Below are 11,827 nucleotides of genomic sequence, written 5' to 3'. Positions count from 1 at the left end.
CAGCGCCTCCATGCATCCAGCCTTCTCCGTCGTCTTTTTCACCACCGCCACGGGCGCCGGTTACGGCCTGCTCGCGCTGCTTGGCGTGCTGGCCGGACTGGGGCTTGTCCCGCCCAGTTTCTGGCTCGGCCTCCTCGGCATGGGGCTGGCGCTCGGCCTGATCTCGGCCGGCCTGTTGTCGTCGGCCGGCCATCTCGGCCGACCAGAACGTGCCTGGCGCGCCTTCTCGCAATGGCGCAGCTCATGGCTGTCGCGCGAAGGCGTTGCGTCGGTCTCGACCTTCGTGCCGGCGGGACTGTTTGCCATCGGCTGGGTGTTCCTCGGCCGCACAGACGGCTGGGTGGCCGTTGCCGGTTTGCTGGCAGCCATCGGCGCGGTCGCCACCGTCTGCACCACCGGCATGATCTATGCGTCGCTAAAGCCGATCGCCCAGTGGCACAGCCGCTTCACTCTGCCCGGCTATCTGATCTTTTCGGCGATGAGCGGCAGCGTGCTTCTCAACGCGCTACTGCGTGGTTTCGCCCTCGGCTCCGATGCCGTTTTAGCTTTTTCCGTGCTGTTGACGTTGCTCGGCTGGGGCTGGAAGCTGGCAACCTGGCGATACAATGACAGGCTGGAAATCCCGACAACCGCCAACACCGCGACCGGACTTGCCGGCGGCACCGTTCGATCGCTGGAATGGCCGCACACCGAGGAAAACTACCTGCTCAAGGAGATGGGCTTTCGCATCGCGCGCAAGCACAAGGCGCGGTTACGCCAGATCACGCAAATGCTGGCCTTCGCCTCGCCTGTTTTGCTGCTGGTTGCCGTGTTCGCCCTGCCATGGCCCTATGCGGCGGTCCTGTCGGCACTCGCCGCAATCGCCCAATTCGCCGGTATGCTGGTCGAACGCTGGCTGTTCTTCGCCGAGGCGAAGCACACGGTTACCCTCTACTATGGCAGGTAGAGCAGCTCAGCCTGGCCGCAGCATTGCGTGGGAAATCGCGAAAATCCGTTCCGTGCCGAGCATATAGGCCATCAGCGTTTCGCGACGGAGCAGCCCGGCATAGGCGCGGTCGAGCACATTGAGGGAGCCGGTATAGGCGCCGAAGGCCGGCATGATCATGCGGCCGCCGTCGCCGGCAAAGCAGCGCCGCCGCACCGAGCGGCCTTGCTGCACGATGCGAGCGCAAGGGTGCAAATGGCCTGATATCTCGCCTTCCACTCTCACCGCCGAAGGCTCGTGTCGGAATACGAGAGAGCCTATGGCCAGCTCGCGCACCGTCTCGCCGGGCAGGTCGGCCGGCGCGTCCGGATCATGGTTGCCGGCAACCCAGAACCAGTCGCGACCGGCCATCAGTGCCTCCAGCCGTTCGCGAAAGCTTGAGTGCATGCGCGCCGCGCCGCCGCCATCATGGAAGCTGTCGCCCAGGCTGATGACGATCGCAGGCTGGTAGTCGGCGATCACCGCCTGCAATCGGAGCAATGTCGCGCCGGTATCGTAAGGCGGGATCAGCGCGCCGCGCCGTGCCAGCGACGAGCCCTTTTCCAGATGCAGGTCGGAGACAGTCAGCAGCCGAAGTTCGGGAAAATAAAGCACGCCGCGCCGATCGCAGATCACGCGCTCGCCGGCGATGCCGATAGAATCGGCATCCGCCAAGGGCGCAGTCATGGCGATCGCAAATGTCATTTTGTCCCCATGGCCTCCTCGACCAGTGTTGCCGCATCCATCAGCAGCGTATCATCGGCCTCGCCATGCACCGGCATCTTGCCGATCTCAAGCATGATCGGCACGGCGAGCGGCGAGATCTGTTCGAGGTTCTTATGCACGATTCGGCCCTGGATACGCGAGAGCATCTCGGCAAGTCTGCTGACATCCAGCAGCCCCGTGGCCGCGTCGGCACGCGTCGCCTGCAGCAGGATGTGGTCGGGCTCATGGCTGCGCAGAACGTCGTAGATGAGGTCGGTCGACACCGTGACCTGACGCCCGCTTTTCTCCTGGCCCGGATGACGTTTTTCGATCAGCCCCGAGATCAGCGCGCAATTGCGGAAGGTGCGCTTCAAGAGCCAGCTGTCGGCCAGCCAGGCTTCGAGATCGTCCCCCAGCATGTCCTGGTCGAAAAGCGCGGCCAGCGACGGCTTCTTCGCCCTGAACATCCTGCCCATGTCAGCCAGCGACCAAATGGCAAGCGCATAGTCGGTGGCGACGAAACCGAGCGGCCTGGCTCCCGCCCTGTCGAGACGGCGGGTAAGCAGCATGCCGAGCGTCTGATGCGCCAGCCTGCCCTCGAATGGATAGGCCACCAGATAGTAGCGGTTGCCGCGCGGAAAGGTCTCGGTCAGCAGGTCGTCGCGTTTCGGCAGCACCGATTTGTCGGCCTGGAAGCGTAGCCAGTCGGCGACCTGCTCCGGCAACTTCTTCCACCGCCGCGGGTCGTCCAGCATAATGCGGACCTGTTCGGCGAGGTAAGTCGAAAGCGGGAATTTGCCGCCGCCATAATAAGGCACCTTGGCGTCGCTGCCGGGCGCATTGGACACGAAGCACTCATTCTCGCGGATGCCCTCGAAGCGCAGCACCTTGCCGGCGAACATGAAGGTATCGCCATGCGTCAGCGTCTCGAGGAACGCCTCCTCGATCTTGCCGAGAACCCGGCCACCACGCGAGGCAGAGCCTCTGCTGCCGGCCCTGATATAACGCACGTTGAGCGCGGGCACCTCGATGATGGTGCCGACATTCAGCCGGTATTGCTGGGCAATGCGAGGATTGGATACGCGCCACAGCCCGTCCTTGTTCAGGCGGATGCGGGCGTAGCGCTCATAGTTCTTCAGCGCATAGCCGCCAGTGGCGACGAAATCGATGACGCGGTCGAATGTCGGCCGATCGAGACCGGCATAGGGCGCGGCCGTTCGCACCTCCTGGAACAGCGCATCGGCATGAAAAGGCGCGCCGCAGGCGCAACCCAGGACATGCTGCGCCAGCACATCGAGCCCGCCATTGACCAGCGGCGGCGTGTCCTGGGCGCCGAGATAATTGGCGTCGAGCGCAGCCCGGCATTCCAGCACCTCGAAGCGGTTGGCCGGAATCAGGATCGCCTTCGATGGCTCATCCATGCGGTGGTTGGCGCGGCCGATACGCTGCGCCAGCCGGCTCGCGCCCTTCGGCGCGCCGACATGCACGACCAGGTCGACGTCACCCCAGTCGATGCCGAGATCGAGCGTCGAAGTGGCGACGATGGCGCGCAAGGCATTCTCGCCCATAGCTTTTTCGACGCGCCGGCGCTGGGCGACATCGAGAGAGCCGTGATGCAGCGCGATCGGCAAAGTGTCCTCATTGACCCGCCACAATTCCTGGAACAGCAGCTCGGCCTGGCTGCGTGTGTTGACGAACAGCAGGGTCGTCTTGTGTCGCTTGATTTGGCTATAGATCTCCGGTGTCGCGTAGCGGGCCGAATGTCCAGCCCACGGCACGCGTTCTTCCGAATCGAGAATGGAGATCTCGGGCTTGGCGCCGCCCGTCACGACGATCAATTCGGCCATGCCGCCCGGGGGATTCTGGCTGACCAGCCAGCGCCGCAATTCGTCCGGCTCGGCGACCGTTGCCGACAGGCCGATCGTCTGCAAGCCGGTAACGAAGGAGCGCAGCCGGGCCAGCCCGAGCGACAGGAGATGCCCGCGCTTCGACGTCACCAAAGAATGCAGTTCGTCGAGCACGACGTAGTGCAGATCCTCGAAGAAACGCCTGGCGTCGGGCGCCGCGATCAGCAGCGCCAGTTGCTCGGGCGTGGTCAGGAGGATATCGGGCGGCGTCAACTTCTGCCGCTGGCGCTTGTGCGCGGGCGTGTCGCCGGTGCGCGTCTCGATGGTGACAGGCAGACCGATCTCTTCCACCGGCTTGCCGAGATTGCGCTCGATGTCGACGGCCAGCGCTTTCAGCGGCGAGATGTAGAGTGTGTGGATGCCGCGACGCGCCTGCCCGGGCTTTCTCCTTGGCCGCCCGGTCAGCTCGGTTAGTGAAGGCAGAAACCCGGCCAGCGTCTTGCCGGCGCCAGTCGGCGCGATCAGCAAAACCGACTGCCCGGCCTGAGCTTTTGCCAGCAATTCGATCTGATGGGCGCGCGGCGACCAGCCCTTTTGCGCGAACCATTTGAGGAATGGTTCGGGCAAGCGCACGGGGTCATGCTGTTCGGCGAGGCGCGGCTGCTCTGTCACCCGCCAGAGGTAGCGCGGCAGCGCGCAATCGCCAAGAAGAATCGGAACAAAAGGTGATCGCTGGATCCTTCTGCGCCATCCGAGATTGGCGAAATCTTCGAAGAGAGCGCCCCTCGCCCCGTTTACGGGGAGAGGATGCCGGCAGGCAGGTGAGGGGCAGCGCCGACGGGCGGAGGTTCGCGCCGCCCCTCATCCGCCCTTCGGGCACCTTCTCCCCGTAGAACGGGGAGAAGGAAGAAGCTACGGCCGCCGGAACCCTGTTGGACCGCCATAGAGATAGCCGATGCGGGTGAGGGCGTCCTTGAACTCTTCAAGCGAGACCAGCATGGTGTGGCCGCTGGCGTGAATCATGGTCTCCGGGTCGGTCATAACAGCGACATGGCCTTTCCAGAACACCAGATCGCCGCGCCGTAGCCCGGCAAAATTTGGTCCAGGCTCGAGCGACTCACCGATGGTCGCCGCCTGCATGTCGGAATCGCGCAGCACTTGCCTGCCGGCCATGTGCATCGCCAATTGCACGAGACCGGAACAATCGATGCCGAAACCGGAGGCGCCGCCCCACAGATAGGGCGTGCCGAGAAAGGTTTCCGCGACCGCGACGTAATCGGCAGCTGGTTTGTTCAAGGGCCTCAAATGGCCCGATATGACCGCCTCGCCGGACGGCAGCAGCGCATAATGCGTGCCGCGCGTTTCGGCCGCGTCCGTCACCGTCACCGCCGATCCCATCGACAGCTGCCCGCTTGGCGGAAACCGCAAATCCGGCCCGGGATAGAGGAAGGTACGCGGCACCGAGACGACATGCGTAGGTGCATGGTCCCGTCCGCCCAGCACGGTGTCGGCGACATAACCGACATAGCCGTCGCGTTCCGCCTGGATCCAGGCCCAGCCTTCAACGTCCTCGAAAACGAGAACGTCGTCGCCGAACAGAAGCTGCGTGTTGACGCCGGCATCCGGGCGCGGCGCCTTGCGGACATTGGCAACGGAAGCGGCGATACGCGCTGGACGGCCGGCGACAAAGCGGTTAGCGGCAACCTTGCCTTTCAGCCTGACGTCGGCGAGATCGGAACGGAAGGCGTGAAGGCGGGCATCCCTGGCGGTCAAATCGGCAACTCGGCTCTATCCTGGTGTTTGAGCATGATCTCTCCCGAAAACCGGTTCCCAACTTTTGCTTCGCTGACCTACGGTTCGGGATCATGCTCTAAATGGGCAGTTCCTGGGCCTTGGCTATGATAACATCGCCGAAGCCCTCGACAAAGAGCGCACCTTCCACAGTTCGCTTGACCAGCACGTTGCGCTTGTCGAGCTCGTCGCGATGGCGCGATACCAGCTTCAGCGCTCCCATCGTGTCGAGCGCACGGGTGATCACCGGCTTGGTAACGTTGAGCCGGGAGGCGAGCCCGCGCACCGTGTGCGGTGGCGGGTCGAGATAGATGGTGAACAGGATCGCCGTCTGGCGCATGGTGAGGTCCGGCGCGTCGGCGCGCACCTGGGACAGCATCACCTGCTGCCACAGTCGCAAGGCCTGGCTCGGGCGCATCGAAATCGACATCCGGCCAGAATGACGGCAAATTGTTTCGGTTCCGTTTCAGTCTCGATAATTTCCTGTCGGACCGCAACCGTCAGGCGTAGCGTTTCGAGATGACCCTTTCCAGCGCGCGGATGGCTTGCGCCTCGCCGCCGGCGAGACCGTACGGACGATCGGACGGATTCCAAGCGAAGATGTCGAAATGCGCCCAGGCGGCGGTCTTCTCGACGAAGCGCTTGAGGAACAGCGCTGCGGTGATCGAGCCGGCGAAACCGTCTGACGTGACGTTGTTGATGTCGGCGATTTTCGACGACAGCTTTGCGTCATAGGGTTTCCACAGCGGCATGCGCCATAGAGGATCCTCGACTGCGACGGAGGCCGCAGCGAGGTCGGACGCCAACGTTTCGTCGCCGGTGTAGAAAGGCGGCAGATCGGGACCGAGCGCGACGCGAGCAGCCCCCGTCAAGGTCGCCATGTCGATCAGCAGCTGCGGCTCGTCGTCGTCTGCCAGTGCCAAGGCGTCCGCCAGCACCAGCCGTCCCTCGGCGTCGGTGTTGCCGATCTCGACGGTGATGCCCTTGCGGCTCACCAGAACGTCGCCGGGCCGGAAGGCGTTGCCGGCAATAGAATTCTCGACCGCCGGGATCAGCACACGCAGCCGGACCTTCAGCCCGGCGGCCATGATCATCGAGGCGAGGCCCAGGACGTTGGCGGCACCACCCATGTCCTTCTTCATCAAGAGCATGCCTGAGGACGGCTTGATGTCGAGGCCACCGGTGTCGAAGCAGACGCCCTTGCCGACCAGCGTCACCTTCGGGGCGTTCTTCGGCCCCCAAATCATATCGATCAGGCGCGGCGCCCCGGCCGATGCGCGGCCGACGGCATGGATCATCGGGAAATTCTTCTTAAGCAGGTCGTCGCCCTTGGTCACCGACACTTCGGCCTTGTACGTCCTGGCCAGGGTCCGAACTGCCTTCTCCAACTCGTCCGGTCCCATGTCGCTGGTCGGCGTGTTGACCAGATCGCGCGTCAGGAAAACGCCATCGGCGATGCGGCGAACGTAAGCCCCTTCAGCGCCGGGGGGCAGCGAAAAACGCAGCGCCTTGCCAGGCTTTTTGCCGTAGCGGGTGAAGATATAGCCGCCGAGCGCCAGTGCGATAGCCGCGATTTCCGGCTCGGCCAGTGCCGAGGCGAAATGCCAATCGCCTGCGGGCAAGGCTCTCGCCAGCGCGCCGATGGCAAGCGCGCCTTCGCCATCGCCCGTGCCGAACAGCGCTCCGGCAAGCGCACCGTTTTCATCCGGTAGAATGAGCGTCCTGCCGGCCTCACCGGAAAAGCCGTTGGCCTTGGCCCAGGCGAGCGAGGACGAGGCAAGCCCAGCTGCATCCAGTCTATCCTTCGCCACCAGATGAACCGGCAGCGTGGTCTTCAATTTTCTCTCGATGAGTTCGACTGGCATTCGATGGTCTCCGGCTTCCGAGTCGGTGTTTTTTTAACTGTCCGTTAGGGTTAACAGAATATTTCTGCGGGAGGGAAGATGGCCACGTAATGGCCACGTTTACGAATGGAGGCCCTGGTGCAGATGCCGACCAACCGCATGACGAACGCCACGGGGAAGCGGCTGATAACCACGGCGTTCATAATAGCGCTCGCTGCAAGCGTTGCAGGCTGCGGGACCAGCAAGTTGACAACCGGCTCGATCGGACGCACCAGCGGCAAACCCCTGGAAACCATGTCGGCCGGCGAGTTGCACAAGGCGACGATCGCGCTCGGTCAGTCCTACGCCAAGAACCCCAACGACAAGCGGATCGCCACGAATTATGCCGCGGCGTTGCAAATGGATGGCGACGCCGACCAATCGCTCGCGGTGATGCGCAAGCTGGCGATCGCCCTGCCGAAGGACCGCGACGTGCTCGCCGCCTATGGCAAGGCACTTGCCGCCAACGGGCAGTTCGAGCCGGCGCTCGACGCGGTACGCCGCGCGCAGACACCGGAATATCCCGACTGGAAGCTGGTGTCGGCGGAAGCCGCGATTCTCGACCAGCTTGGCCAGAGAGACGAGGCGCGGCAGAATTACCGCAAGGCGCTTGACCTCAAGCCGAACGAACCTTCGATCCTTTCAAATCTCGGCATGTCCTATGTGCTGGAAGGTGATCTGCGCACGGCCGAAACCTATATGCGCTCGGCCGCCCAGCAGCCGAACGCCGACAGCCGCGTCCGCCAGAACCTGGCGTTGGTCGTCGGCCTGCAGGGCCGCTTCGACGAGGCCGAGAAGATCGCTTCGCAGGAACTCTCGCCCGACCAGGCGCAGGCGAACGTGGCTTACCTTCGCCAGATGCTCGCCCAGCAGAACGCCTGGAGCCAGCTTAAGGACCAGGACAAGGCAAAGCCTGCCACCAACTAACTGCCTTGCTTCGAACCGGCCAGTTCCCTCAATTCATCGACATGCCGGAAACACAAAAGCCGCGCTGCATCAGCATCGCGGCTTTCGCAGTTATTGTCGCCGTGGCTATTGGCTGCTGGATGTCGGTTCGTCGCCGAAGATGCCGCGCTCGCTCACCTGGATGCCGGCGGGGCCTAGAATGATGGCGAACAGCACCGGCAGGAAGAACAGGATCATCGGCACGGTGAGCTTCGGCGGCAAGGCCGCGGCTTTCTTTTCGGCGGCGTTCATACGCATGTCGCGGCTTTCACCGGCAAGCACGCGCAGCGCGTGCGCCACCGGCGTGCCGTAGCGCTCGGCCTGGACCAGCGCCTGTGAAACCGACTTAACGGACTCCAGGCCGGTGCGGGTTGCAAGGTTTTCGTAAGCCTGCTTGCGCTCCTGCAAGTAGGAAAGCTCGGCATTGGTCAGGATGAACTCTTCGGCAAGTGCCACCGATTGAGCGCCGATCTCGTCCGCAACCTTGCGAAACGCCGCCTCCACCGACATGCCGGATTCGACGCAGATCAGCATCAGATCGAGCGCGTCCGGCCACGCCATCTGGATCGACTGCTTGCGCTTGGTGGCGCGGTTGTTGACATAGAGCACCGGCGCGTAAAAACCGCCATAGGCGACGACGATACAGACGAACAATTTGATGAGAGGCGGCTGCTTCGGCAACCCCCCGAGCACGAACAGATACATCGCAGCCAGGGCGAAGCCGACAAAGGGCAGGACCAGACGGAAGAAAAGAAAACGCGTCAGCGGATTCTGCCCGCGAAAGCCAGCCACCTTGAGTTTTTGCAAGGTGCCTTCATCGGCCAGGGCGCGCCTAAGATCCAGCCGGTCGACAATATTGCGCATGCCGATCGACTGTTCCTCGCGCAGGCCTTTGCGGCGGCGATCGGCCTCGACGGCAAGCCGCGCACGCTGCTTGGCGCGCAATTCGTCGCGCTCCAGCGCCACGGATTTCATGCGCGCCTTGAGCTGGTTTCCGCCGAAGGCAGGCAGCAGCGTGAAGACGGTCGCAAACACCGCGATGCCGACCAGCAAGGCAATCAGAAACGCCGGATCGGTAAGGGTTTTGACGACGTTCTCAGTCATGCGCTCGAAATCCTAAACTTCGAAGTTCATCATCTTGCGCATCACCAGGATGCCGATCCCCATCCAGACCGCCGAGCAGCCGAGGATCAGATTGCCGGCGTTGGTGGTAAATAGAGGCATGATGTAGTTCGGGCTTGTCAGGTAGACGAGAAAGGCGACGACGAAAGGCAACGCGCCGATGATCACGGCGGACGCCTTCGCTTCCATGGAAAGCGCCTGGACCTTGGCCTTCATTTTCTTGCGGTCGCGAAGCACGCGCGAAAGATTGCCCAGCGCCTCAGAAAGATTGCCGCCGGCCTGGGACTGGATCTGGATGACGATACCGAAGAAGCTTGCTTCCGTGCACGGCATTGTCTCAGCCATGCGCATGCTGGCGTCGGGGATCGACAGGCCCATCTGCTGCGAATCGACGATGCGGCGGAACTCGGTCTTGACCGGTTCAGGGGATTCATTGGCGATCAGGCGGACGGCGTCGTTCAGCGGCAGGCCGGATTTGACCGCACGCACGATGATGTCGAGCGCGTTCGGAAATTCGTTAAGGAATGCCTTGACCCGGCGGGCGCGGCAAAACGAGACGAACCAGCGTGGCAGGCCGAGAGCACCGACCAGCAGCGCACCCGGCAAGACATACAACGGTGCGCTGATGAAATAGGCAAGAAACGTCAGGGCGACGCCGCAAACCGCCGAGTAGAGATAGAAGCGCTCAAGTGAGACCTTCATGCCCGCCTGACGGATCTGAGCCTTCAGTGGCGGCTTTTTGACAATGCTCTGGTTGGTTTTTTGCTTCTGTTCGAGATCCTTCAGCGAATCCTGGACCGATTTTCGCCGCTTGGCCGCTTCCGCCATGCGATCGCGCGAGGCCTTGACGACGGCACCATCCGTCTCGGCGGTCTTGATCGTTTCAAGCCGCCTGCCGACTTGCTTCTCGGTGCTGATCCGATTGAACAGAAAAGCATAGGCGACCGCGCCGGCGCTGAAGCCGGCGAGAACGATGAATGCCAATACGGTGCCGTCAATTCCGAACATCGATTCCGGCCCCTACGCTTCCAGACACATCAGCCAGCGCGTTTCTCCATCGCCTCGAGCGCATTGGCGAGGCGCTGTTCCTCGCCATAATAGCGGGCGCGCTCCCAGAAGTGCGGGCGACCAATCCCTGTCGAAACGTGCTCACCCAGCAGCCTGCCGTTCGCGTCTTCGCCCTTTATGTTGTAGAGGACGATGTCCTGCGTGATGATGACGTCGCCCTCCATTCCAATCACCTCGGTGATGTGGGTGATGCGCCGCGATCCGTCGCGCAGGCGTGCAGCCTGGATTATCACGTCCACCGAACCAACCACGATCTCACGCACGGTTTTCTGCGGCAGCGTGTAGCCGCCCATAGCGATCATCGATTCCATACGGTTTAGGCATTCGCGCGGGCTGTTCGAGTGGATCGTGCCCATCGAGCCGTCATGGCCGGTGTTCATCGCCTGCAGCAGATCGAACACTTCAGGTCCGCGGACTTCGCCGACGATGATGCGCTCGGGCCGCATGCGCAGGCAGTTCTTGACCAGGTCGCGCATCGTCACCTCGCCCTCGCCCTCGAGGTTGGGCGGGCGGGTTTCCAGACGCACGACATGGGGCTGCTGCAGTTGCAGCTCGGCCGAGTCCTCGCAGGTGATGACGCGCTCCTCGCGGTCGATATAGTTGGTCAGGCAGTTGAGCAGCGTCGTCTTGCCCGAGCCGGTGCCGCCCGAAATGACGATGTTGCAGCGGACGCGTCCAATGATCTTGAGAATTTCGGCGCCGTGCGGCGAAATGGCGCCGAACTTGACCAGCTGATCGAGCGTCAGCTTGTCCTTCTTGAACTTGCGGATGGTGAGCGCGGTGCCGTCGATGGCGAGCGGCGGCGCGATGACGTTGACGCGGGAACCATCCGGAAGACGCGCGTCGCAGATCGGGCTCGATTCATCGACGCGGCGGCCAACCTGGCTGACGATGCGCTGACAGATGTTGAGGAGCTGCTGGTTGTCGCGGAAACGAATGCCGGTCTGCTCGACCTTGCCGTTGACCTCGATGTAGACGTTCTTGGAACCGTTGACCATGATGTCGGCGATGTCGTCGCGGGCGAGCAATGGCTCCAGCGGCCCGTAACCCAGCACGTCATTGCAGATGTCCTCGAGCAGTTCTTCCTGCTCGGCAATCGACATCGCGAAATTCTTGATCGCGATGATGTCGTTGACGATGTCGCGGATTTCCTCGCGTGCGCTTTCGGGATCGAGCTTGGCGAGTTGCGACAGGTCGATGGTGTCGATGAGCGCGGCAAAGACCTGGCTCTTGGTGTCGTAGTAGGTCTCGCTCTTTTGGCGCTGAATCTTTTTCGGCTCCGGCGCCAATGGCGGCGCCTCGACCGCACGGCGCACGGGCGGCGGCGCGGCAGACGCGCCAAGCGACGGCGGCGGTGCGGGCTTGGCAAGAACCGCCGTTTCCGCAGGGTTTGCCGCCGGCGCGGCAGGCGCAGGTGCCGGCTGACGGAATTCCGGGGTGAACGGGCTGCCGTCGTCGCTGCCTCTTTTACCAAACATGATCGATTACCAATTCCGCTCCGG

Annotated in this window: 10 protein-coding genes; 2 read left to right on the top strand and 8 right to left on the bottom strand. The window is 63.1% G+C overall.

The genetic code is table 11. From position 1 onward, the window contains the following. Nucleotides 1–10 precede the first annotated feature (10 nt). Nucleotides 11–946 (top strand): dimethyl sulfoxide reductase anchor subunit family protein, encoded by a 936-nt coding sequence (locus tag AC0L25_RS10600; RefSeq protein ID WP_473595427.1) that lies wholly within the window; start codon nucleotides 11–13, stop codon nucleotides 944–946. 6 nt (nucleotides 947–952) lie between these two features. On the opposite strand, the gene pdeM is transcribed toward AC0L25_RS10600, so the two are convergent. The 5 genes from pdeM to AC0L25_RS10575 form a co-directional block, all read right to left on the bottom strand. Further along, nucleotides 953–1,669, bottom strand: a complete 717-nt coding sequence (pdeM, locus tag AC0L25_RS10595; RefSeq protein WP_473595426.1) for a ligase-associated DNA damage response endonuclease PdeM — start codon at nucleotides 1,667–1,669, stop codon at nucleotides 953–955. Then, nucleotides 1,666–4,188 (bottom strand): ligase-associated DNA damage response DEXH box helicase, encoded by a 2,523-nt coding sequence (locus tag AC0L25_RS10590; RefSeq protein ID WP_473595425.1) that lies wholly within the window; start codon nucleotides 4,186–4,188, stop codon nucleotides 1,666–1,668. Before AC0L25_RS10590 ends, pdeM begins: the two co-directional genes overlap by 4 nt. Nucleotides 4,189–4,428: 240 nt before the next feature. Further along, nucleotides 4,429–5,289, bottom strand: coding sequence for a C40 family peptidase (locus AC0L25_RS10585; RefSeq protein WP_473595424.1), 861 nt, complete (start codon nucleotides 5,287–5,289; stop codon nucleotides 4,429–4,431). Nucleotides 5,290–5,386: 97 nt separating this feature from the next. Then, nucleotides 5,387–5,737: a MarR family transcriptional regulator gene (locus AC0L25_RS10580; RefSeq protein WP_473595423.1), complete on the bottom strand. Its 351-nt coding sequence runs from the start codon at nucleotides 5,735–5,737 to the stop codon at nucleotides 5,387–5,389. 70 nt (nucleotides 5,738–5,807) lie between these two features. Further along, complete coding sequence (locus tag AC0L25_RS10575) at nucleotides 5,808–7,172, bottom strand: leucyl aminopeptidase family protein (RefSeq protein WP_473595422.1); 1,365 nt, start codon at nucleotides 7,170–7,172, stop codon at nucleotides 5,808–5,810. A gap of 123 nt (nucleotides 7,173–7,295) precedes the next feature. Between AC0L25_RS10575 and AC0L25_RS10570 the strand changes: the two genes are divergently transcribed. Beyond that, entirely contained in the window at nucleotides 7,296–8,117 is an 822-nt protein-coding gene (locus AC0L25_RS10570) for a tetratricopeptide repeat protein (protein WP_473595460.1), read from the top strand. Nucleotides 8,118–8,222: 105 nt separating this feature from the next. On the opposite strand, the gene AC0L25_RS10565 is transcribed toward AC0L25_RS10570, so the two are convergent. Genes AC0L25_RS10565 through AC0L25_RS10555 form a run of 3 tightly spaced genes read right to left on the bottom strand, consistent with a single transcriptional unit; the run spans nucleotide 8,223 to nucleotide 11,803 of the window. After that, nucleotides 8,223–9,239 (bottom strand): type II secretion system F family protein, encoded by a 1,017-nt coding sequence (locus AC0L25_RS10565; RefSeq protein WP_473595421.1) that lies wholly within the window; start codon nucleotides 9,237–9,239, stop codon nucleotides 8,223–8,225. A 12-nt stretch (nucleotides 9,240–9,251) separates the two neighbouring features. Then, a complete protein-coding gene (locus tag AC0L25_RS10560) occupies nucleotides 9,252–10,265 on the bottom strand; it encodes a type II secretion system F family protein (protein ID WP_473595420.1) in 1,014 nt (337 codons plus the stop codon). 29 nt (nucleotides 10,266–10,294) lie between these two features. Further along, the gene (locus AC0L25_RS10555) at nucleotides 10,295–11,803 is read right to left on the bottom strand and encodes a CpaF family protein (protein WP_473595419.1); all 1,509 of its coding nucleotides are present in this window, start codon (nucleotides 11,801–11,803) and stop codon (nucleotides 10,295–10,297) included. Between the last annotated feature and the right edge of the window lie 24 nt (nucleotides 11,804–11,827).

This window comes from Mesorhizobium sp. WSM4813 (assembly GCF_055811555.1).
The sequence above is the reverse complement of the archived record's forward strand: the minus strand, read 5'-3'. Positions and strand labels throughout refer to the sequence as shown.